The 22472-nt window shown below is 71.2% G+C and carries 22 protein-coding genes; 5 read left to right on the forward strand and 17 right to left on the reverse strand.

What is annotated here, in order from left to right; translation table 11 throughout:
- The first annotated feature begins 11 nt into the window (after positions 1 to 11).
- The 4 genes from KDN32_RS17865 to KDN32_RS17880 all read left to right on the forward strand — a co-directional run bounded on the left by KDN32_RS17865 (position 12) and on the right by KDN32_RS17880 (position 3391).
- Positions 12 to 1676, forward strand: coding sequence for an HNH endonuclease signature motif containing protein (locus tag KDN32_RS17865; protein WP_211733598.1), 1665 nt, complete (start codon positions 12 to 14; stop codon positions 1674 to 1676).
- Positions 1677 to 1907: 231 nt separating this feature from the next.
- A complete protein-coding gene (locus KDN32_RS17870; RefSeq protein ID WP_211733599.1) occupies positions 1908 to 2459 on the forward strand; it encodes a hypothetical protein in 552 nt (183 codons plus the stop codon).
- A gap of 9 nt (positions 2460 to 2468) precedes the next feature.
- Entirely contained in the window at positions 2469 to 2882 is a 414-nt protein-coding gene (locus KDN32_RS17875) for a hypothetical protein (RefSeq protein WP_211733600.1), read from the forward strand.
- Positions 2882 to 3391 (forward strand): GNAT family N-acetyltransferase, encoded by a 510-nt coding sequence (locus tag KDN32_RS17880; protein ID WP_211733601.1) that lies wholly within the window; start codon positions 2882 to 2884, stop codon positions 3389 to 3391. Before KDN32_RS17875 ends, KDN32_RS17880 begins: the two co-directional genes overlap by 1 nt.
- Positions 3392 to 3400: 9 nt before the next feature.
- Here the strand turns inward: KDN32_RS17880 and KDN32_RS17885 are convergent, their stop codons facing one another.
- The 16 genes from KDN32_RS17885 to KDN32_RS17960 all read right to left on the reverse strand — a co-directional run bounded on the left by KDN32_RS17885 (position 3401) and on the right by KDN32_RS17960 (position 20936).
- Positions 3401 to 4399 carry a polyprenyl synthetase family protein gene (locus KDN32_RS17885; protein WP_211733602.1) on the reverse strand — a complete coding sequence of 333 codons (999 nt, stop codon included), beginning with the start codon at positions 4397 to 4399 and terminating at the stop codon, positions 3401 to 3403.
- Complete coding sequence (gene nuoN, locus KDN32_RS17890) at positions 4396 to 5988, reverse strand: NADH-quinone oxidoreductase subunit NuoN (protein WP_211733603.1); 1593 nt, start codon at positions 5986 to 5988, stop codon at positions 4396 to 4398. Before nuoN ends, KDN32_RS17885 begins: the two co-directional genes overlap by 4 nt.
- Positions 5985 to 7469 (reverse strand): NADH-quinone oxidoreductase subunit M, encoded by a 1485-nt coding sequence (locus KDN32_RS17895; protein WP_211733604.1) that lies wholly within the window; start codon positions 7467 to 7469, stop codon positions 5985 to 5987. Before KDN32_RS17895 ends, nuoN begins: the two co-directional genes overlap by 4 nt.
- Positions 7469 to 9379 carry an NADH-quinone oxidoreductase subunit L gene (nuoL, locus tag KDN32_RS17900; RefSeq protein ID WP_211734971.1) on the reverse strand — a complete coding sequence of 637 codons (1911 nt, stop codon included), beginning with the start codon at positions 9377 to 9379 and terminating at the stop codon, positions 7469 to 7471. Before nuoL ends, KDN32_RS17895 begins: the two co-directional genes overlap by 1 nt.
- Before the next feature lie 94 nt (positions 9380 to 9473).
- The gene (gene nuoK, locus KDN32_RS17905) at positions 9474 to 9767 is read right to left on the reverse strand and encodes an NADH-quinone oxidoreductase subunit NuoK (RefSeq protein ID WP_056907095.1); all 294 of its coding nucleotides are present in this window, start codon (positions 9765 to 9767) and stop codon (positions 9474 to 9476) included.
- Positions 9764 to 10576 (reverse strand): NADH-quinone oxidoreductase subunit J, encoded by an 813-nt coding sequence (locus tag KDN32_RS17910; protein ID WP_211733605.1) that lies wholly within the window; start codon positions 10574 to 10576, stop codon positions 9764 to 9766. The genes nuoK and KDN32_RS17910 overlap by 4 nt, the downstream gene beginning before the upstream one ends.
- A complete protein-coding gene (nuoI, locus tag KDN32_RS17915) occupies positions 10573 to 11130 on the reverse strand; it encodes an NADH-quinone oxidoreductase subunit NuoI (protein ID WP_211733606.1) in 558 nt (185 codons plus the stop codon). The genes KDN32_RS17910 and nuoI overlap by 4 nt, the downstream gene beginning before the upstream one ends.
- Entirely contained in the window at positions 11123 to 12454 is a 1332-nt protein-coding gene (gene nuoH / locus KDN32_RS17920; protein ID WP_372446597.1) for an NADH-quinone oxidoreductase subunit NuoH, read from the reverse strand. Before nuoH ends, nuoI begins: the two co-directional genes overlap by 8 nt.
- A gap of 11 nt (positions 12455 to 12465) precedes the next feature.
- Positions 12466 to 14895, reverse strand: coding sequence for an NADH-quinone oxidoreductase subunit G (locus tag KDN32_RS17925; RefSeq protein ID WP_211733607.1), 2430 nt, complete (start codon positions 14893 to 14895; stop codon positions 12466 to 12468).
- A complete protein-coding gene (gene nuoF, locus KDN32_RS17930; protein ID WP_211733608.1) occupies positions 14892 to 16211 on the reverse strand; it encodes an NADH-quinone oxidoreductase subunit NuoF in 1320 nt (439 codons plus the stop codon). Before nuoF ends, KDN32_RS17925 begins: the two co-directional genes overlap by 4 nt.
- Complete coding sequence (gene nuoE / locus KDN32_RS17935) at positions 16204 to 16872, reverse strand: NADH-quinone oxidoreductase subunit NuoE (protein WP_211733609.1); 669 nt, start codon at positions 16870 to 16872, stop codon at positions 16204 to 16206. The genes nuoF and nuoE overlap by 8 nt, the downstream gene beginning before the upstream one ends.
- On the reverse strand, positions 16869 to 18221 hold the full coding sequence (locus tag KDN32_RS17940; protein WP_211733610.1) for an NADH-quinone oxidoreductase subunit D: 1353 nt from the start codon (positions 18219 to 18221) through the stop codon (positions 16869 to 16871). The genes nuoE and KDN32_RS17940 overlap by 4 nt, the downstream gene beginning before the upstream one ends.
- On the reverse strand, positions 18221 to 18874 hold the full coding sequence (locus tag KDN32_RS17945; protein ID WP_372446598.1) for an NADH-quinone oxidoreductase subunit C: 654 nt from the start codon (positions 18872 to 18874) through the stop codon (positions 18221 to 18223). The genes KDN32_RS17940 and KDN32_RS17945 overlap by 1 nt, the downstream gene beginning before the upstream one ends.
- Positions 18875 to 19035: 161 nt before the next feature.
- Entirely contained in the window at positions 19036 to 19590 is a 555-nt protein-coding gene (locus tag KDN32_RS17950) for a NuoB/complex I 20 kDa subunit family protein (RefSeq protein WP_211733612.1), read from the reverse strand.
- Positions 19591 to 19603: 13 nt separating this feature from the next.
- Positions 19604 to 19963 (reverse strand): NADH-quinone oxidoreductase subunit A, encoded by a 360-nt coding sequence (locus KDN32_RS17955; RefSeq protein ID WP_211733613.1) that lies wholly within the window; start codon positions 19961 to 19963, stop codon positions 19604 to 19606.
- A 283-nt stretch (positions 19964 to 20246) separates the two neighbouring features.
- Positions 20247 to 20936, reverse strand: a complete 690-nt coding sequence (locus KDN32_RS17960) for a demethylmenaquinone methyltransferase (RefSeq protein WP_211733614.1) — start codon at positions 20934 to 20936, stop codon at positions 20247 to 20249.
- 110 nt (positions 20937 to 21046) lie between these two features.
- On the opposite strand from KDN32_RS17960, the gene KDN32_RS17965 reads away from it, so the two are divergent.
- Positions 21047 to 22060: a L,D-transpeptidase family protein gene (locus KDN32_RS17965; RefSeq protein ID WP_211733615.1), complete on the forward strand. Its 1014-nt coding sequence runs from the start codon at positions 21047 to 21049 to the stop codon at positions 22058 to 22060.
- A gap of 16 nt (positions 22061 to 22076) precedes the next feature.
- On the opposite strand, the gene KDN32_RS17970 is transcribed toward KDN32_RS17965, so the two are convergent.
- Positions 22077 to 22442, reverse strand: a complete 366-nt coding sequence (locus tag KDN32_RS17970; protein ID WP_211733616.1) for a hypothetical protein — start codon at positions 22440 to 22442, stop codon at positions 22077 to 22079.
- Positions 22443 to 22472 lie beyond the last annotated feature (30 nt).

Consider the following 22472-nt stretch of genomic DNA (forward strand, 5'->3'; position numbering starts at 1 on the left):
CACTCGAACACATGAGCGAGACGCTGGCAGGACCCGAGGAAGAGGTCGCACACGACGACCTGGCCGACCTCGACGCCTCGACGCTGCTCGCCTCGATCCGCGACTCCCGCCGCCACGAGCACGCCGAAGCCGCTCGACAGCTCGCCCTCGCCGCCCGCTGGGCCGACCTCCACCCACCCGAGTCGATCCACCACGCCGCCACCTTCACCAGCCGCGGCGCCGGCACCGAGCAGACCGAGCCCATCGCCGGCGACGGCTGCCCCCTCGTCGCCGAGTTCTGCATCCCCGAGCTCGGCGCCGTCCTCGGCATCTCCACCACCGCCGCGAAACGGCTCATCGGACACGCCCTCGAGCTGCGCCACCGCCTCCCCCGCCTCTGGGCCCTCGTCCACGCCGGGCACGTCCCCGCCTGGCGCGCCCGGCTCGTCGCCGAGACCACCATCCACGCCGTCCCCACCCTCACCCGCGACGCCGCCGGGTGGGTCGACGCCCAGGTCGCGGCCGTCGCCGGGAAGGTCGGCACCGCCCAGCTCGACCGCCTCGTCGCCGAAGCCATCAAGCGTCACGACCTCGACCCGGCGTCTCGACCCGACACCGCCCACGGCGAGGACGACGCCGACTTCGCCGCCGACCGCCACCTCGCCACCGACGCCCGCCACGCCACCATCGACTCCCGCCACCTCCACTACGACGGCCTCATGCGCATGGAGGCGATGCTCGACCTCGCCGACGCCCTCGACCTCGACCAGGCCCTCGCCCACCGCGCCGAGGTGTTCAAGGCCCTCGGCTCCACCGCACCCCTCGACGCCCGACGCGCCGCCGCGCTCGGCGACCTCGCCCGCACCCAGACCTCCCTCGACCTCCACCACCAGAGCCAGACCACCAGCCAGCCCGAGCAGCCCGAGCAGCCCGAGCAGCCCGAGCCCACCAAGCCATCCGAGCCCACTGAGCCGACTGAGCCCAACGGACCGACCGGACCTACCGGACCGTCCGCGCCGACCGCCGCCGCCGGCGACACCCTCCCCGCGGCCCGCGAGGTCGTCCTGCACGTCCACCTCGACGCCCACCTGCTCACCGACGACACCGGTCAGGTCGTCGAGACCGTGTTCGGCCCCACCGCGAGGCTCGAGAAGGGTCAGCGCCTCGCGCTGCTCGACCAGGTCCAGACCTGGTGCGCCACCTCGCGCACCAAGGTCACCATCCGTCCCGTCATCGACCTCAACGCCGAGCTCACCGGCCCCGGCTACCCCGTCCCCGACCGGATCCGCGAACAGGTCGTCCTCCGCGACCGCACCTGCGTCTTCCCTTGGTGCACCCGCCCCGCCCGGGCCTGCGACATCGACCACGTGATCCCGTACGACCACGACGCCGCAGCCGACGGGGATGCCGACGGCAGGCCACAACCCGGACCGACAGCCACCTCCAACCTCGCCGCCCTCTGCCGGTCACACCACCGCCTCAAGACCCACACCCCCTGGCGCTATGAGCACCTGCGCCCCGGCGTCTTCGAGTGGACCAGCCCCCACGGCCACCACTACCTCCGCGACCACCACGGCACCACCGCCCTCGACCCACCCGCGGTGACGATCGGGCCACCAGGTCTCGTGACGGGACTCCGTCCCTCCTCGACCAACGAGCCCGACGAGCACGACGAGACCAGCGACAGCCGACCATGACCCCGCCCCACACCCCGCCACCCACCCGGTGACGGGGCCACAGGCACGTTCGGAGGTTTCGCCCCCGGCTCCGGCGGTAGGAGACGGGAGCCGCCGACGTGAGCGGGCCGGACATCGAGGGGACCAGTGCGGACCGACTACCACGCCTTCGTCGACGGGGACGCCGGCCGCTGCGGCGCCATCCTTCGCCACGTCGAGCCTCGCCGCCTCCGGACACGCACCGTGTTCCGGATGGGCGACGACGCACCGCTCTACCTCGTCGACCACGTCGTGGAGCACGACGGGGATCCCCGCCGGTGGAGCGGCTTCACCTACGACTGCCCAGCGACCGGCATCCGGCACGTCGGCACCCGCGAGGCGAGCGGCACGGTGCACGTCGACGGCAGGCCGGCCCCTGGCCTGTCAGGTGCCGTCGGCGGCTACGGCGAGCACCTGCTGGTGGCACAGCTGCTGCGCGACGGCGAGAAGACGACCTCGTGGCTCCAGCTCGACGAGAGCGAGCCCGAGGCAGCACCGCAACGAGCCGAGCTGCACCGCGAGGGTGTCGAGACCACCACCCTGCTCGACGGGGCAACGGTGCAGGCAGAGCGCGTCCGGCTGAGCCTGGACGGCGCCGCGGCCAACACCCACTGGATCGTCGACGGGGTGATCGTGAAGTCCGACTGGTGCGGGGCGCAGTCGTTCCTGGTCGACGACACCGGCGTCCTCCGCGCCGGACTCGATCACGAGGTGGTCGAGCAGATCGAGGACTTCGCCGCTCTTCAGAAGGATCAACCGGTCTAGGCTCGACCCGTGGACGACGTGCTCGCAGACGCCCTCGCACCAGTGCTGCGCGACCTGGCTCGCGCCGGCATCGCGGCGCCCCGCTTCGAGGACTCGGACTGGGGAGGCGACGACCAGCCGGCCGCGATGATGTGGGACGCGGGCGGGAGCGGCGCCGGGGTGTCGGTGCTGCGTTCCGCCGCGATCGAGGAAAGCATCGCCTGGGCGGCGGAACAGGTCCAGGACTGGGCGATCGAGAACCAGCTCTGGGGCACGGCGCCGACGAACTGGCCTCCGTGTCCGGGGCACCCGGACGCACACCCGCTGCAGCCCCGCGCGACCCCGGACGGTGCCGTGTGGACGTGCCCGAAGGACCGGGTCGTAGTAGCACCCGTCGGCGACCTGCCGCCGGCATGTCCTCGCACGACGGACAGGGAGGCGTGATGGGGCTGACGACGGTCGATGGGGCGACGGAAGCGGACGGCGCCGAGGTGTGGTCGGTCTACGACCCGGTCTTCGGCGACCAGCCGGACGAGGCGACCTGGCGCGAAGTCGTGTGGGAGCGCCACACCGCACGCGATGGTTTCCGGCTGGTCCGGGCGTACGAGGCGGGGCGGGCCGTCGGGTTCGCCTACGGCTACACCGGTCGCGCCGGTCAGTGGTGGACCGACCACGTCCGCGGGACGCTCGCGCCGGACGTGGCGGACACCTGGCTGGACGGGCACTTCGAGGTGGTCAGCATCGGCGTGCTGCCCGGCTCGCGGGGCCTCGGCACCGGCCGCGCCCTGCTGCGCGCCCTGCTCGTGGGCCTCCCCCACGACCGGCTGCTGCTGATGACAACAGCCGATCCGGACGACCCCGCGCGTCGGCTCTACGCCGGGGAGGGCTGGGACGTGCTCGGGCCGGGCACCGGCGACGCGACGGTCGTCATGGGCCGACGCGGGAGCGCCTGAGCGCGAACGTCAGGCCGAGCGGGTGGCCACGACGTCGGCGAACGACTCCAGCGCGGTGCGGACCGGGCCGGGGTCGAGGACCTCGAGCAGCTTCTTGGCCTGAGCGGCCTGGCCGAGGACGTGCTCGCGCGCGCGGTCCATCGCGGGGTGCGCGCGCAGCAGCGACAGCGCCTCGGCGTGCTCGTCGTCGTCGGTGAGCGGACGGCCGAGGAGCTCGAGGAGGCGGGTGTCGGCCGGGTCCGTGGAGGCCTGCGCCATCAGGACCGGGAGCGTGGGGACGCCCTCGCGCAGGTCGGTGCCGGGCGTCTTGCCGGACGTCTCCGACTCCGAGGCGATGTCGAGGATGTCGTCGGAGAGCTGGAAGGCCGAGCCCACGATCTCGCCGTAGGCGGCCAGCGCCTCCACGACCTCGGGCCGGGCACCGCCGAACATCGCGCCGTAGCGCGCCGAGGTGGCGATCAGCGACCCCGTCTTGCCGGCGACGACGTCGAGGTAGTGCTCCAGCGGATCCTCGCCCGGGCCGGGCTTGACCGTCTCCTGGATCTGGCCCTCGACCAGCCGGGTGAAGGTCTGCGCCTGGATCCGCACCGCGTCGGGCCCCAGGTCGGCGGTGAGCTCGGACGAGCGGCCGAAGAGGAAGTCACCGGTGAGGATCGCGACGAGGTTGTCCCAGCGCGCGTTGGCCGTGTCGGCGCCGCGACGCAGGTCGGCCTCGTCCATCACGTCGTCGTGGTAGAGCGACGCCACGTGGGTCAGCTCCACGACGCACGCGGCCGTGTGCACCTCCTCGGCCTCCGGGTGCGGGCCGGTCTCCGCGGCGAGCAGCACCAGCAGCGGCCGGAACCGCTTGCCGCCGGCCATCATGAGGTGGGTGGCCGCCTCGGTGACGTAGGGCGTGCGTCCCTGGCAGTGCCCGGCGAGCAGCTCGTCGATGCGGGCGAGCCGGTCGACGAGCCGCTGCTCGAGAGCGGCGTCGACGACGGGGAGAGCGAGGGGCGAGTCGGTCACCTGATGAATTCTCCCGCAACCGCGGCCAGGTCGAGCACCGGGCCCGGCAGGATGCCCAGCACGAGGGTCACCGCGGCGCCGACGGCGATCGTCGTGGCGGTGAGGACCGACGGGTACGCGACGCTCGGGCCGTCGCCGACCGGCTCGTCGAAGTACATGACCTTGATGACCCGGACGTAGAGGAACACCGCGATGATGCTCGCCAGGATCGCGGCCACCACGACCGGCCACGCGCCCGCCGCGAGCGCCACGGAGAAGACCGCGAGCTTGCCCACGAAGCCGGCCGTCAGTGGGATGCCGGCCAGCGCCAGCAGGAAGAACGCGAAGACCGCCGCAACGACCGGCGACTCCTTGCCGAGGCCGGCCCAGCGGTCGAGGGCCGTCGTCTCGCCGCCGCCGTCGCGGACCAGGCCGACGACCGCGAACGCGCCGATGGTCGCGAAGCCGTAGGTCGCGAGGTAGAACAGCACGGCCTGCAGCGAGGTGATCTCGCCGTCGGCGAGCTGCGCCGAGCCCTGCAGGCCGACCACGCCGACGAGCAGGAAGCCGGTGTGCGCCACCGAGGAGTAGGCCAGCAGCCGCTTGATGTCGCTCTGCGTGGTGGCGAGCACCGCGCCGACGAACATCGAGAGGATCGCGATGATCCACATCATCGGCTGCCACGACCACCGGTCGGCGCCGAGCGCGACGTAGAACAGGCGCAGCAGCGCGCCGAACGCCGCGACCTTGGTGCCGGCCGCCATGAACGCCACCACCGGGGTGGGCGCGCCCTGGTAGACGTCGGGCGTCCAGGCCTGGAACGGGGCGGCACCGACCTTGAAGAGCAGGCCGACGGAGAGCAGGCCGGTGCCGATCAGCAGCAGGGTCGAGCTGCCGACGTCGTTGCGCACGGCCTCGTTGATCGCGCTGAAGTCCAGCGAGCCGGCGTAGCCGTAGATCAGCGCGGCGCCGTAGAGGAAGAACCCGGAGGAGAACGCGCCGAGCATGAAGTACTTGAGCGCCGCCTCCTGGCTCAGCAGGCGGCGACGGCGCGCCAGGCCGCTGAGCAGGTAGAGCGGCAGGCTGAGGACCTCGAGCCCGACGAACATCGTGAGCAGGTCGTTGGCGGCCGGGAACAGCATCATCCCGAAGACCGCGAACAGCAGCAGCGGGTAGACCTCGGTGTGCTCGCGCTGGGCCGCGATGGCCGCGGTCTCCGCGTCGGTGCCGGGGACCGTCGCGGCCTGGCCGGCGAAGGCCGACGCACCGCCGTCGAGGTAACGCTCCGCGAAGAGCAGCACGCCACCGATGGCGAGCGCGAGGACGAGGCCCCAGATGAAGAGGCTCGGCCCGTCGACGGCGATCGTGCCGCCGACGGCGAGGATGCCGCGTGCGGCGCCGTCCTCGTAGGACTTCACGTCGCCGGCGACCAGCACCACGCCCACGAGCGCGGTGACCAGGGCGACCAGGGACAGCCCGACCTGGGCGGGGTAGCGGGCCGCACGCGGCGCGAACGCCTCGACCACCACGCCGAGGCACGCGGCGCCGAAGACGACCAGCAGGGGCCAGAGCTCGAAGTACTCGACACTGGGCTTCACGAACTCGGTCACGGCTGACCACCCTCCTGGCCGAGGCCCACGCTGACGAGCGAGTCGTGGACGTAGGGATTGATGACGTCGAGCAGCGGTATCGGGTAGAAGCCGAGCAGCACGAGCGCGAGCACCAGGGGCGCCACGATGCCGACCTCACGCCGGTCGAGGTCGACGACCGGCGCCATGTCGACGCGGTCGGGCCCGGTCATCGTGCGCTGGTACATCCACAGCGCGTAGATGGCGGCGAGGACGATCGCGAGCACCGCCACCGAGCCGACCAGCCAGTGGTGGTCGAACGCGGCGATGATCACCATCACCTCGGAGACGAACGGCGAGAGGCCGGGCAGGCCGCACGCCGCGAGTCCGGCGATGAGGAACGCGCCCGCCAGCTTGGGCGCGTGCTTCTCGACGCCGCCCATCTCGCGGATCGAGGCCGTGCCGGTGCGGTGGATGAGGAACCCGGCCACCAGGAACATCAGCGCGGTGGCGATGCCGTGGTTGACCATGTAGAGGATCGCGCCCGCACCGCCGGTGGCGTTGAAGACGAAGATTCCGAGCACGATGAAGCCGAAGTGCGACAGCGAGGTCAGGCCGATCAGGCGCAGCACGTCGTCCTGGCCGATCGCGATGAGCGCGCCGTAGACGATCGAGATCAGCGCCAGCACGACGACCAGCGGCGTCGCCCACTGCGACGCGTCGGGCAGCAGCCCGAGGCAGTAGCGCAGCATGCCGAAGGTGCCGATCTTGTCGAGCACGCAGACCAGCAGCACCGACGTGCTGGGCGTCGCCTTCTCGGAGGTGTCGGCCAACCAGGTGTGGAACGGGAACAGGGGCGCCTTGATCGCGAAGGCGATGAAGAAGCCGACGAACAGCCAGCGCTGCGTGGTCGGGTCGATGTCGAGCGCGGCGAGGTCGGAGATCAGGAAGCTCGGCGCACCGGCGTTCGCGGAGACGACGTAGAGACCGACGACCGACGCGAGCAGCACCAGGCCGCCGGCGAGCTGGTAGATCAGGAACTTCGTGGCGGCGCGGCCGCGGCCCTCACGACCGAAGCCACCGATGAGGAAGTACGCCGGGATCAGCGTGGCCTCGAAGACGACGTAGAACAGCAGCACGTCGGTCGCGGTGTAGACGGCGAGCGACATCGCCTCGAGGGCCAGCACCCAGGCGAAGTACGCGCGGGCGCCGTTGTTGCCCGGCTCGTCGGACTCGCGCCACGAGGCCAGCATCACCGGCGGCACGATCGCCACGGTCAGCAGGACCATCAGCAGGCCGAGGCCGTCGACGCCGAGGGCGTAGTGCACGCCGAGCGCCTCGATCCACGTGTGGGTCTCGGTGAGCTGCATGCCGGCGCCGACGTCGTAGCGGCTCGCGACCACGAGGCCGTAGACCAGGGAGGCGAGCGCGAAGCCCAGGCCGATGGTGCGCGCGAGCGCGTGGGGCGCGAGGGCGACCACGAGCGCGCCGACCAGCGGCAGCAGGACCAGAACTGTGAGCATCATCCGAGGTTCACCGCCAGGAGAGCGAGGACGACCAGCAGGGCGCCACCGAGGAGGGACAGGGCGTAGGAGCGGACGAAGCCGTTCTGGACGCGCCGCAGGGTCCGGGAGATCCCGCCGACACTCGCTGCGCCGCCCATGACGGCACCGTCGATGCCGGCGCGGTCGAGGGAGGTCAGGCCGGTGACCAGCGACGCGCCGGGGCGTACGACCACCGCGTCGTTGATCGCGTCGCCGTAGAGGTCGGCGCGGGCCGCGCGGGTGGCGAAGGAGACCTCCGTCGGCGCGGTGCGCGGGACCTCGGGCTTGCCGACGAGGAACCAGGCGGTCGCGACGCCGGCCGCGACGACCGCGGTGATGATCAGCGTGATCACCAGGGCGGGCAGCGGAGGCTCGTGGTGCTCGGCGGTACCGGTCACCGGCTCGAGCCAGGTCACGATCCAGTCGCCGAGCAGCAGCACGCCGCCGAGGACGGAGAGCGCCGCCAGCACGATCAGCGGGACCGTCATCACCTTGGACGACTCGTGCGGGTGCACGTCGGACTCCCAGCGCTTCTCGCCGAAGAAGGTCATCAGCATCAGGCGGGTCATGTAGAACGCGGTGATGCCGGCGCCGAGCAGCGCGAGCAGGCCGACCAGCAGGTTGTCGGCCAGCGCGGACTCGATGATCCGGTCCTTGGACCAGAAGCCCGAGAAGCCCGGGAACCCGATGATCGCGAGGTAGCCCATGGCGAAGGTCAGGAAGGTGACCGGCATGGCGGTGCGCAGGGCGCCGTAGTGGCGCATGTCGACGTCGTCGTCCATCCCGTGCATGACCGACCCGGCCCCGAGGAACATGTTGGCCTTGAAGAAGCCGTGGGTCAGCAGGTGGAAGATCGCGAACGGGTAGCCGACCGGGCCGAGGCCGGCGGCGAGCATCATGTAGCCGATCTGGCTCATCGTCGAGCCGGCGAGCGCCTTCTTGATGTCGTCCTTGGCGCAGCCGAGGATCGCGCCCCACAGCAGCGTGACGGTGGCGACCACCACGACCGCGGTCTGCGCGACCGGGGTGAGCTCGTAGATGAAGTTGGCGCGGACCACGAGGTAGACGCCCGCGGTGACCATGGTCGCGGCGTGGATGAGCGCCGACACCGGGGTCGGGCCCTCCATCGCGTCGAGCAGCCACGCCTGGAGCGGCACCTGGGCCGACTTGCCGCAGGCGCCGAGGAGGAGCAGCAGGCCGAGCGCGTTGAGCGTCGCCTGGTCGGCGTCGCCGGCCAGCTCGCTGACGGCGCCGAAGTCGGTGGAGCCGAAGGTGGCGAACATCAGCGCGATCGCCAGCGTCAGGCCGATGTCACCGACGCGGTTGATGACGAACGCCTTCTTCGCAGCGGCGGCCGCGGACGGCTTGTGCTGCCAGAAGCCGATGAGGAGGTACGACGCGAGGCCGACGCCCTCCCAGCCGAGGAACAGGCCCACGAAGTTGGCCGAGAGGATCAGCGTGAGCATCGCGGCCACGAAGAGGTTGAGGTAGCCGAAGAACCGACGCCGGCGGGCGTCGTGCTCCATGTAGCCGATCGCGTAGACGTGGATCAGCGAGCCGACGCCGGTGATCAGCAGCAGGAACAGCGCCGCGAGCGGGTCGTAGAGCAGGTCCATGCCGACACGCAGCGAGCCGGTCTCGAACCAGGTCCACAGGTGCTGGCCGACCTGGCGCTCCTCGGCGTCACGGCCGAGCAGCGTGAGGAACAGCGTCAGGCTGAGGACGAAGGAGAGCGCGGCCATCGCGGTGCCGAGGAGGTGGCCGTGCTTGTCGACCGAGGCGCGCAGCGACGCCGGGAGGAACGGCGCGACGCCGAGCAGCACGACCGCGCCGAGCAGCGGCAGGGCGATGACCAGCCAGAGCAGGTCGAAGACGCCGCCGCTGCCCATGTCGGGCGCGACCACGGGGGCGTGCGCTCCCTCCTCGGCCATGGGCAGGCCGGTCAGGAGCACCGGGTGGGACAACAGGTTCACGAGCGCTCCCTCAGTACTTCAGCAGGCTGGCGTCGTCGACCGAGGCCGAGCGTCGGGTGCGGAAGATGGTCATGATGATCGCGAGGCCGATCACGACCTCGGCGGCTGCCACGACCATCACGAAGAAGGCGGTGATCTGGCCGTCGAGGTTGCCGTGCTGGCGGGCGAAGGCGACGAACGCGAGGTTGCAGGCGTTGAGCATCAGCTCCACGCACATGAACACCACGATCGCGTTGCGGCGGGTGAGCACGCCCACGCAGCCGATCGTGAAGAGGATCGCGGAGAGGACCACGTACTGCGTCACTGGACGTCCTCCGTCGTGTTGGCAGGGGCGCCGTCCTTGCCGGACGTCTCGGGCATCGAGGCCGGGTCGCCGATCTGGCGACGCACCTCGTCGATGTCGTCGGCCAGCGCCGGGGCGGAGCGCACGGTGCCGCGGGCGGCGAGCACGCGCGACACCGACGACTCGGCGGCGGTCCCGTCGGGCAGCAGGGCGGGCGTGTCGACCGCGTTGTGCCGGGCGTAGACGCCCGGCGAGGGCAGCGGGCCGAGGTGCTTGCCGTGGTCGGCGTAGTCACGCAGGCGCTGCGCGGCGAGGTCGGCCTGCGTCGCCTTCGGCGTGAGGCGCTCGCGGTGGGCGAGCACCATCGCGCCGAGCGCGGCGGTGATGAGCAGCGCGCTGGTGGCCTCGAAGGCGAAGACGTACTTGCTGAACAGGATGTTGGCGATGGCCGGGACGTTGCCGCCGGTGTTGGCGTCGTCGAGCCCGACGGCCGTGCCGAGGGCGACCTGCCCGATGCCGACCACCAGCACGGCGCCGAAGACGAGGCCGAGCAGCACCGCCATGACGCGCTGGCCGCGGATCGTCTCGACCACCGAGTCGGAGGCGTCGACGCCGATCAGCATCATCACGAAGAGGAACAGCATGAGGATGGCGCCGGTGTAGACGATGATCTGGACCGCGAAGAGGAACGGCGCGTCCAGGACGGCGTAGAGGAACGCCAGGCTGATCATCACGACCGCGAGCAGCAGCGCGGCGTGCACGGCCTTGCGCACGAACAGGATGCCGAGCGCCGCCGCGACCATGATGGGGGCCAGGATCCAGAAGGTCATCGCGTGGTCCCCCTGTAGTAGTCGCCCTCGTCGTCGCCGAGGCGCATCGGGTGCGGGGGCTGCTCCATGCCCGGCAGCAGCGGGGCGAGCAGGTCGGACTTCTCGTAGATCAGGTCGGCGCGGTTGTCGTCGGCCAGCTCGTACTCGTTGGTCATCGTCAGCGCGCGCGTCGGGCAGGCCTCGATGCAGAGCCCGCACAGGATGCAGCGCAGGTAGTTGATCTGGTAGACGCGGCCGTAGCGCTCGCCGGGGCTGAAGCGCTGGCTGTTGCCGTCGGCGTCGGGGGCATCGCTGTTGGACGCGCCCTCGACGTAGATCGCGTCGGCCGGGCAGGCCCAGGCGCACAGCTCGCAGCCGATGCACTTCTCGAGGCCGTCGGGCCAGCGGTTGAGCTGGTGGCGTCCGTGGAACCGCGGCGCGGTCGGCAGCTTCTCGAAGGGGTACTGCTCGGTGACGACCTTCTTGAACATCGTCCGGAAGGTGACGCCGAAGCCGGCGATCGGGTCCCAGAGGGACTCCTTGATGCCCTTCGAGGGCTGGTTCGGGTCACTCATGGCTCTCCTCCGCTGCAGCGGTGACGGTGGTGCGACCGGTGGTGAAGGTCAGCGGCGCGGCGCCACCGCGCACGGCCCCACCGGCGGGCATCGGCGGCACCGGGAAGCCGCCGGCGAACGCGTCGTGCGGCTCCTCGGCCGTCTCGGCCGGGGCCGCGTCGCCCTTGCCGTCGCCGAGGAACATCAGGCCGACGGTCAGCACGAGCAGGACCGCGATCGCCGCGACGAGGTAGGTGCGGTTGATGTTGCCCTCGAGCGAGATCACCCGGATGGTCGCGACCGCGACGATCCACGCCAGCGACACCGGGATGAGGACCTTCCAGCCCAGCGCCATGAACTGGTCGTAGCGCATGCGGGGCAGCGAGCCGCGCAGCCAGACGAACAGGAAGACGAACAGGAAGACCTTGCCGAAGAACCAGAGCAGCGGCCAGTAGCCGGAGTTGGCGCCGTCCCAGATGTTCTCGATGCCCCACGGGGCGGCCCAGCCGCCGAGGAAGAGCGTCGTGGCGATCGCGGACACGGTGGCGAGGTTGATGTACTCGGCGAGGAAGAACAGCGCGAACTTCAGGCTGGAGTACTCGGTGTGGAATCCGCCGACCAGCTCGCCCTCGGCCTCGGGGAGGTCGAAGGGCGCACGGTTGGTCTCGCCGACCATCGAGATCACGTAGATCACGAACGAGGGCAGCAGGATCAGGCCGAACCACAGCCGGTCCTGGGCCTCGACGATCTCCGAGGTCGACATGGAGCCCGCGTAGAGGAAGACCGCGACCAGCGCCAGGCCCATCGCGACCTCGTAGGAGATCATCTGCGCGCTCGAGCGCAGGCCGCCGAGCAGCGAGTACGTCGAGCCGGAGGACCAGCCGCCGAGCACGATGCCGTAGATGCCGATCGACGCGATCGCCATCACGAACAGCACGGCCACCGGCATGTCGGTGAGCTGGAGCGGCGTGCGGTGGCCGAAGAAGTTCACCTCCGGGCCGAGCGGGATCACCGACCAGGTGACGAACGCCGGGACCGTCGCGATCACCGGGGCGATCAGGAAGACGACCTTGTCGGCCGCCTTGGGGATGATGTCCTCCTTCAGCGCCAGCTTCACGCCGTCGGCCAACGACTGCAGCAGGCCGAACGGGCCGTGCACGTTGGGGCCGACGCGGTGCTGCATCCGGGCCACGACGCGGCGCTCGAACCAGATGTTGAACAGCGTGAGCAGCACCAGGATGAGGAAGATGAAGACCGCCTTGAGCGCGATCACCCACCACGGGTCCTGGCCGAACTGGCCCAGCTCGGCGTCGGGGAGGTCCGCCGCGAGCGGCAGGACGCCCATCACTGTGCCCATCATGCGGAGGCTCCCTTCAGGGTGACCGTGCTGCCGGGTGAGGCGAGGTCGGCCAGCACGCCGCGCCCGACGGACCGGGCCGGGACCCAGACGACCTCGTCGGGCAGGTCCGCGACCTCGACCGGGAGCGTGATGCTGCCCCGGTCGCCGGTGAGGGTGGCCGCCTGCGGGCCGGCGGTGGCGTCGTCGACCAGGCCGAACAACGCGTCGTACGACGCCTGGCTGACGCGGGCGACCGGGCGGCGCGCGGTGGCGCGCAGGTGCTGCTCGCCGTCCTGCATCGAGCCGAGGTCGACCAGCTGCTTCCAGGTGGCGAGGGCGAACCCGCCCGCACGCGTCTTCGGCGCCTTGGGCGCCTTGCCGGCGTCGATCGTGGGGCGGGCGCCGTCCCAGGGGCCGAGCGCCTCCATCTCGGCGCGCGCCTCGGCGACGGTGCGGAAGCCGAGCGCACGGCCGGTGCCGAGCGCCTCGAGCTCCTCGGAGATGCCTGCCAGCACCCGGAGGTCGGGCAGCGAGGCGGGGTTGCTGAAGACCGCGTCGAAGGATCGTGCGCGGCCGTCCCACGTCACGAAGGTGCCGGCCTTGTCGGTCACCGGGGCGACCGGGAGGACGACGTCGGCGACGCGGGTCACGTCGGTCTCGCGCAGCTCGAGGCTGACCACGAAGCCGGCGGCGTCGAGCGCTGCGCGGAACGCGGCCGGGTCGGCGGTGTCGTCGGGGTCGACGCCCGCGACGACGAGCCCGCCGAGGTCGCCCTTGGTGAGCGCGGCGACGATCGCGTTGCCGTCGCGGCCGGCCTTGGCCGGCAGGTCGACGCCCCAGGCGGCACCGACGTCGACGCGGGCCGAGGCCTCGCCGACCGGACGTCCGCCGGGCAGCAGGGTCGGCAGCGCGCCGGCTTCGACCGCACCGCGGTCACCCGCACGCCGGGGCACCCAGGCGAGCCGGGCACCGGTGGTGGCGGCCAGCGCGGCCGCCGCCGAGAGCGCGCCGTGGGTCGCGGCGAGCCGCTCGCCGACGAGGATCACCGCGTCCTTGGTGACGCCGTGCTCGGCGTCCTTGAGCGACTCGATCACCTCGACCTCGGCGCCCGGCGCGGCGGGGACCAGACGGCCCTTCATCTTCGCCAGACCGCGCGAGGTGTAGGGCGCGACCGACACGACCTGCGTACGGCCCTTGCGGGCGGCCTTGCGCAGGCGCAGGAAGATCGTCGCCGCCTCGTCCTCGGGCTCGAGGCCGAGCAGCACCACGACGGGCGCCGCCTCGAGGTCGGCGTAGGTCACGTCGCCGGACAGCGCGACGTGGGCGGCGAGGAAGCTCGCCTCCTCCGCGCTGTGCGGACGGGCCCGGAAGTCGACGTCGTGGGTGCCGAGGGAGACGCGGGCGAACTTGGCGTAGGCGTAGGCGTCCTCGGCCGTGAGGCGACCGCCGGTGAGCACCGCGGACGCGCCGGCGTCGCGCAGGCCGCGCGCCGCGACGGCGAAGGCCTCCGGCCACGAGGCGGGCCGCAGGACACCGTCCTCGCGGACCTGCGGGTAGGTGATCCGGTCCTCGGCCTGGGCGTAGCGGAACGCGAAGCGGTCCTTGTCGCTGATCCACTCCTCGTTGACCTCGGGGTCGTTGCCCGAGAGGCGCCGCATGACCTTGCCGCGGCGGTGGTCGACGCGGATCGCCGCGCCGCAGGCGTCGTGCTCGCCCACGCCGGGAGTGGAGACGAGGTCGAAGGGGCGCGAGCGGAAGCGGTAGTCGGCGGAGGTGAGGGCGCCGACGGGGCAGATCTGGATCGCGTTGCCGGAGAAGTAGCTCTGGTAGGGCTCGTTCTCGTAGATCGCGACCTGCTGGAGCGCACCGCGCTCGGCGAGCGCGATGAACGGGTCGCCGGCGACCTGCTCGGAGAAGCGGGTGCAGCGCGCGCACAGCACGCAGCGCTCGCGGTCGAGCAGGACCTGGGCGGAGATGTTGATCGGCTTGGGGAAGGTGCGCTTGACGCCGCCGTTCTCCGCGAACCGGCTCTCCCCGCGCCCGTTGCTCATCGCCTGGTTCTGCAGGGGGCACTCGCCGCCCTTGTCGCAGACCGGGCAGTCGAGCGGGTGGTTGATCAGCAGGAACTCCATGACGCCCTGCTGGGCCTTGTCGGCCACCTCGCTGGTCGCCTGGGTGTTGACCACCATGCCCTCGGCCACCGGCAGCGTGCAGGAGGCCTGCGGCTTGGGGAAGCCGCGTCCGTTGCCGGCGTCGGGGATGTCGACCAGGCACTGGCGGCACGCGCCGACCGGGTCGAGCAGCGGGTGGTCGCAGAAGCGCGGGATCTGCACGCCGACCTGCTCGGCGGCGCGGATGACCAGGGTGTCCTTGGGGACGCTGACCTGGACGCCGTCGATGGTCAGGGTGACCGTCTCGACCTCGGTGCGCGCGGGGGTGGTCGTCATGCGTCGGCTCCCACGGGGGTGCTGGAGGGGAAGACGGTCGAGGCGGCCGGGTCGAACGGGCAGCCGCCGTGGGTCAGGTGCGCGAGGTACTCGTCGCGGAAGTGCTGGATCGAGCTCGAGATCGGGCTCGTCGCACCGTCGCCGAGCGCGCAGAACGAGCGGCCCAGGATGTTGTCGCACTGGTCGAGCAGCAGGTCGAGGTCCTCCTCGCTCCCCTGCCCCTTCTCGAGCCGCGCGAGGGTCTGGGTGAGCCACCACGTGCCCTCGCGGCACGGGGTGCACTTGCCGCAGGACTCGTGCTTGTAGAACTCGGTCCAGCGCAGCACGGCGCGGACCACGCAGGTGGTCTCGTCGAACAGCTGCAGGGCGCGGGTGCCGAGCATCGACCCGGCGGCGCCGACGGACTCGAAGTCGAGCGGGACGTCGAGGTGCTCGGGCGTCAGCAGCGGGGTGCTGGAGCCGCCCGGCGTCCAGAACTTCAGCTCGTGGCCCTCGCGCATGCCGCCGGCCAGGTCGATCAGCTCGCGCAGCGTGATGCCGAGCGGGGCCTCGTACTGGCCGGGGTTCGTGACGTGGCCGGAGAGGCTGAAGATCCCGTGGCCCTGCGACTTCTCGGTGCCCATCGAGGCGAACCAGTCGGCGCCGCGGGCGATGATGGCCGGGACGGACGCGATCGACTCGACGTTGTTGATGACCGTCGGGCTGGCGTAGAGGCCGGCGACGGCCGGGAACGGCGGGCGCAGCCGGGGCTGGCCGCGACGGCCCTCGAGGCCCTCGAGCAGCGCGGTCTCCTCGCCGCAGATGTACGCGCCGGCGCCGGCGTGCACGATCAGGTCGAGGTCGTAGCCGGAGCCGTGGATGTTGGTGCCGAGGTGGCCGGCGAGGTAGGCCTCCTGCACCGCGCGCTGGAGGCGGCGGATGACGTGGAGGACCTCGCCGCGGACGTAGATGAACGCGGTGTGCGCGCGGATCGCGTAGGAGCTGAGGATGACGCCCTCGACCAGCGTGTGAGGCGTCGCCATCATGAGCGGGATGTCCTTGCAGGTGCCCGGCTCGGACTCGTCGGCGTTGACCACGAGGTACTTCGGACGCGGGTTGTCCTGCGGGATGAAGCCCCACTTCATGCCGGTCGGGAAGCCGGCGCCACCGCGACCGCGCAGGCCCGAGGCCTTGACGGTGTCGATGACCTCGTCGGGGGTCATCGCGAACGCCTTGTCGAGGGCGGCGTAGCCGCCGCGCTCCTCGTACGCGGCGAGCGTCCAGGAGCGCTCGGCGTCCCAGTCGTCGGTGAGGACCGGGGTCAGTGTGTCAGCCATCGTTCTCCCCCTTCTCGGGCGACCCGCCCGGGGCCGTCCAGCCCTTCTCGCGGGCGATCTTCAGGCCCACCAGCGAGGCGGGACCGGCCGAGGGGCCCTCGTCGGCGCGGTCGTCGGGGAAGCCGGCGAGCACGCGCTCGGCCTCGCGCCACGTGCACAGCCGCGGACCCCGGGTGGAGTGGACCTCGGTGCCGGCGCGCAGGTCGTCGACGACCTGGACCGCGGACTCGGGGGTCTGGTTGTCCATGAACTCCCAGTTGACCATCATCACCGGGGCGTAGTCGCAGGCAGCGTTGCACTCGAGGTGCTCGAGCGTGATCTTGCCGTCCTCGGTCGTCTCGTCGTTGCCGACGTCGAGGTGTTCCTTGAGCCGCTCGAAGATCAGGTCGCCCCCGAGCACGGCGCACAGCGTGTTGGTGCAGACACCGACGTGGTAGTCGCCGACCGGCTTGCGCTTGTACATCGTGTAGAAGGTCGCGACCCCGTTGACCTCGGCGGCGCTGATCCCGAGGATCTCGGCGCAGGCCTCGATGCCCTCGGGCGTCACCTTGCCCTCGACCGACTGCACGAGGTGCAGCATCGGGAGCAGGCCCGAGCGGGCCTCGGGGTAGCGGGCCGCGATCTCGCGCAGCTCGTCCCACGTCTTCGTGTCCAGTGTCATCGGTCGACACCTCCCATGACGGGGTCGATGGAGGCGATCGCCACGATGACGTCGGCGACCATGCCGCCCTCGCTCATCACGCTCGTCGCCTGCAGGTTGGTGAAGGACGGGTCGCGGAAGTGCGCGCGGAAGGGGCGGGTGCCGCCGTCGGAGACCACGTGGGCCCCCAGCTCGCCGCGGGGCGACTCGATCGGGACGTAGGCCTGGCCGGCCGGGACGCGGAAGCCCTCGGTCACCAGCTTGAAGTGGTGGATCAGCGCCTCCATCGACTCGCCCATGATGTGGCGGATGTGGTCGAGGCTGTTGCCCATGCCGTCGCTGCCGATGGCGAGCTGGCTCGGCCAGGCGATCTTCTTGTCGCCGACCATGACCGGCGCACCCTCGAGCCCGGCGAGCCGGTCGGCCGCCTGCTCGACGATCTTCAGCGACTCCCACATCTCGTTGAGCCGGATGCGGAAGCGGCCGTAGGAGTCGCAGGTGTCCCAGGTCTGGACCTCGAAGTCGTAGTCCTCGTAGCCGCAGTAGGGCTGGGTCTTGCGCAGGTCCCAGGCGTAGCCGGTCGAGCGCAGCACCGGACCGGTGATGCCGAGCGCCAGGCAGCCGGCGAGGTCGAGGTGGCCGACGTTCTCCAGCCGGCCCTTGAAGATCGGGTTGGCGTTGCAGAGCGCGGCGTACTCCGGGAGCCTTTTCTTCATCAGCGCGATGAAGTCGCGGATCTCGTCGAGCGCACCGGGCGGGAGGTCCTGGGCGACACCGCCCGGGCGGAAGAACGCGTGGTTCATCCGCAGGCCGGTGATCAGCTCGAAGAGGTCGAGCACCAGCTCGCGCTCGCGGAACCCGATCGTCATGACCGTCAGCGCGCCGATCTCCATGCCGCCGGTCGCGATCGCGACGAGGTGGGAGGACATCCGGTTGAGCTCCATGAGGAGCACCCGCATGACCTGCGCCTTCTCGGGGATGTCGTCCTCGATGTCGAGCAGGCGCTCCACGCCGAGGACGTAGGCCGCCTCGTTGTAGAACGGGGAGAGGTAGTCCATCCGGGTGCAGAAGGTGGTGCCCTGCACCCAGGAGCGGTACTCCATGTTCTTCTCGATGCCGGTGTGGAGGTAGCCGATGCCGCACCGCGCCTCGGTCACCGTCTCGCCCTCGAGCTCGAGGATTAGCCGGAGCACGCCGTGGGTCGACGGGTGCTGCGGGCCCATGTTGACCACGACCCGCTCCTCGGCGGACTCGCCGATGCTCTGCGTGACGGAGTCCCAGTCCTGGCCGGTGACGGTGAAGACGCGGCCCTGGCTGGTCTCGCCCGGGGCGGCGTAGAGGTCCTGCTGCTGGCTCGTGTCGGTGCTCATCAGTTGTAGCTCCTGCGCTGGTCCGGCGGCGGGATGCTGCCGCCCTTGTACTCCACGGGGATGCCGCCGAGCGGGTAGTCCTTGCGCTGCGGGTGGCCCGGCCAGTCGTCCGGCATGAGCACCCGGGTCAGAGCGGGGTGGCCGTCGAAGACCAGCCCGAACATGTCGTACGTCTCGCGCTCGTGCCAGTCGAGGGTGGGGTAGATGCTCACCAGGCTGGGCACGTGCGGGTCGGAGTCCGGCGCGGTGACCTCGACGCGGATCCGGCGGTTGTGGGTCATCGACGTCAGGTGATAGACGGCGTGGAGCTCGCGGCCGGCGTCGTCGGGGTAGTGCACGCCGCTGACGCCGGAGCAGAACTCGAAGCGCAGCGCCTCGTCGTCGCGCAGCATCTGCGCCACGAACGGCAGGTCCTCGCGCCGGACGTGGAAGGTGATCTCGCCGCGGTGGACCACGACCGACTCGATGGCGGTGGTCAGGTCGGTCGCACCGAGGCGCGCCTCGAGGGCGTCGGCCACCTCGTCGAACCAGCCGCCGTAGGGCCGCTGGGTCGGCGCCGGGAAGACCTTCGCGCTGACCAGGCCGCCGTAGCCGGAGGTGTCGCCGGAGCCCTTCACGCCGAACATGCCGCGGCGCTCGCCGACCGCGCGCACCTCGCCGGTGGGCGCGGGGACGTTCTCCGGGGACTGCTCCGGCGCGGCCTGCTCGACCCCGCTGCCGGTCCCGGTCTCCGCCTTGGCCTCCTCGAGGTTGCGCTCCTCGGCCGGGCGGGCCGACTCGTTCTTGTCGGTCTTGTCGTCGGTCGTGTCGTCGCTCACCGCAGCAGGCCCTTCATCTCGGAGGTCGGCAGCGCGCGCAGGGCGGCGGTCTCGAGCTCCTCGATCTCGTTGGTGCGGTTGACGCCCAGCTTGGTGTGCTGGACCTGGTCGTGGAGCTTGAGGATCGCGTCGATGAGCATCTCCGGGCGCGGCGGGCAGCCGGGGAGGTACATGTCGACGGGCACGACGTGGTCGACGCCCTGGACGATCGCGTAGTTGTTGAACATGCCGCCCGACGAGGCGCACACGCCCATCGCGAGCACCCACTTCGGCTCGGGCATCTGGTCGTAGATCTGGCGCAGGACCGGGGCCATCTTCTGGCTCACGCGACCGGCCACGATCATCAGGTCGGCCTGGCGCGGGCTGGCGCGGAAGACCTCCATGCCGAAGCGCGCGAGGTCGTACTTCGGTGCGCCGGTCGTCATCATCTCGATGGCGCAGCAGGCCAGGCCGAACGTGGCCGGCCAGAACGACGCCTTGCGCATGTAGCCCGCGACCCCCTCGACGGTGGTCAGCAGGACGCCGGACGGCAGCTTCTCCTCGAGTCCCATGTGGGCTCTCCCCTCAGTCCCAGTCCAGGCCGCCGCGACGCCACACGTAGGCGTAGGCGACGAAGACGGTGGCGATGAACAGGACCATCTCGACCAGGCCGAACAGGCGCATCGCGTCGAAGTGGACGGCCCACGGGTAGAGGAAGATGATCTCGATGTCGAAGACGATGAAGAGCATCGCGGTGATGAAGTACTTCACCGGGAAGCGGCCACCGCCCACGGGCTGCGGCGTCGGCTCGATGCCGCACTCGTAGGAGTCGAGCTTCGCCCGGTTGTAGCGCTTGGGACCCACGACGGCGCTCATGATCACGGAGAAGACCGCGAACCCCGTCGCGATGAGTGCCAGCGCCAGGATCGGCGTGTAGAGCTCCATCGCTTTCCTTCCGGTGGCCTGCGCGCCCATGACCGGGTGGACATGTGACCTTGTGAACGACTTCACGAGTGGCGCGTGCCACAGTCTAGGACTCCGGTGCGGCGTGCGTCACGTGGGGGTCGTGACCTGCCTCACGTGTCCTGACCTGCGGATTTAGACAAGAGTGACGTGAGTTAATTCGCCAGCGCGGCGGACCGCGGGGCATGTCCTGAACGGGTCGGTGACACTGGCCGGCACCACAGCAGGCAGACTCCCGCGTCGTCACTCATCCCCCGTGGCCCCCTCAGGCCGTGGCGCGGTGCAGGGCGACGATGCCGCCCGTCAGGTTGCGCCACTCCGGCGCCTGCCAGCCCGCCTCGGCAACCATCGCGGCCAGGCCGGTCTGGTCCGGCCAGGCCCGGATCGACTCGGCGAGGTAGACGTAGGCGTCGCTGGCGGACGCGGTCACCGACGCGATCCGGGGCAGCGCCCGCATGAAGCCGTCCATGTAGAGGCTGCGGAAGGCACCGTTGGTCGGGGTGCTGAACTCGCAGACGACCAGGCGACCGCCCGGCCGGGTCACCCGGCGCATCTCGCGCAGCCCGGCGACGGGGTCGACGAAGTTGCGCAGACCGTAGGAGATCGTCACCGCGTCGAAGGTGTCGTCGAGGAACGGCAGCCGGGTGCCGTCGCCGGCGACGAACGGCAGCGAGGGCCGGTCCTTCTTGCCCTGCCGGAGCATCCCGACGGAGAAGTCGCACGGCACGCCCGTGGCGCCGGCGGCGAAGAAGGGCTCGGTCGAGCACCCGGTGCCGGCCGCGAGGTCGAGCACGAGGTCCCCGCGTCGCGCACCGACCGCCTCCACCATCGAGCGGCGCCAGCTGCGCTGGATGCCGGCGGTCATCAGGTCGTTGGTGAGGTCGTAGCGCTTCGCCACGGTGTCGAACATCCGTCGGACGTCGGTCGGTTGCTTGTCCAGGTCAGCGCGGGCCACGCGCCGAGCGTAGGCGTCTCGCCCCAGTCGCACGCAACCTGGGTGCGGCCTCGGACGTCCCTACACTCGAGAGCCGCCGGCGCCGAGCCGGCCCGACCGGGGGGACCCACATGCCACGCCACGACCTGCGCCGCCTCGCTGCCTGCTGCGTCGCCCTCCTCGTCGCCCTCGCCGGCACCGCGCTGCTCGCCGTCGCGCCGGCCGGTGCCGGCACGCCCACCACGTCCGCCCGAGCAGGCGACTTCACGCCGCTGCGGCTCGGCGACTCGGGGTGGCGGGTGCGGGTGCTGCAGAGCCGGCTGCACCAGCTCGACCTGCACTCCGAGGTGGTGACCAGCCGGTTCGACGCGGAGACGCGCGACGGCGTCGCCACCTTCCAGCGCCGGCGCGGGTGGACCGCCGACGGCGTGGTCGACGAGCGCACCTGGACGAAGATCGTCGCCCGTACCACCGAACCGACCTCCGACGCGCTCCACAACGTCTACCAGCCCGGCCGGCCCCTGCTCGAGCGCGGCGACCGCGGGATGTGGGTGCGCCAGGTCCAGGCCCGGCTCAAGCAGGTGCGCTGGTACGACGGCGACGTGACCGGCCGCTACGCCCGGTCCACCGTGAAGGCGGTCGAGGGGTTCCAGGCCAAGCGTCGGATCCCGGTCACCGGGCAGGTCGACCGGCGCACCCTGACCCGCCTGAAGGACATGACCCGCGAGCCGACGAGGGCCGAGCTGTTCAACATCGTGCCGGCCGGCCCGCCGCTCGACCCGCGCTGCACGACCGGGCGTGCGATGTGCGTGGACAAGACGTCGCGGTCGCTGCGCTGGGTGGTCGACGGCGTGGTGCTGAAGACGGTGGAGGTGCGCTTCGGGTCCGACGAGCTGCCGACCCGCGAGGGCGCGTTCTCGGTGTTCCGGAAGTCGCGCGACCACGTGTCGAGCCTCTACGGCACGTCGATGCCCTTCGCCATGTTCTTCTCCGGCGGGCAGGCCGTGCACTACTCCCCCGACTTCGCCGCCAACGGCTACGCCGGTGCCTCGCACGGGTGCGTCAACGTGCGCGACCGGGCAGCCGTGGAGTGGCTCTTCGACCGGGTCAGGATCGGCGACGCGGTGATCGTCTACCGCTCCTGACCCGGCGCGGCGGCGCTCAGATCTCGAGCTGGGTCGAGAGCGTGGCGAGCTTGTGGCGCGCCATCGCGAGGTTGGCGCGACCCTTGTCGAGCACCAGGTAGATGAACAGGCCCGGGTGGCCCTTGGGCAGGTTGATCAGGTGGTAGGCCTTGCCGAGGGTGATCAGGATGTCCTCGATCTGGTCGTCGAGTCCCAGGCTCTCCATGGTGCGCATCTTCGAGCGGACCACGTCGGTGTTGCCGGCGGCGGCCACGTCGAGGTTGAGGGCCGAGGCGTCGCCGGCCTGGCCGAGGGCCATGCCCGACTGGTAGTCCACGAGCAGCGCGGCGACGGCACCGTCGATGGAGACGGCCTCCTTGAGGATCACGTCCACGTTCGTCATGTTGTCTTCCTTCTCATCCGTCCCGCCGAC

This window comes from Nocardioides palaemonis (assembly GCF_018275325.1).
GTDB lineage: Bacteria > Actinomycetota > Actinomycetes > Propionibacteriales > Nocardioidaceae > Nocardioides > Nocardioides palaemonis.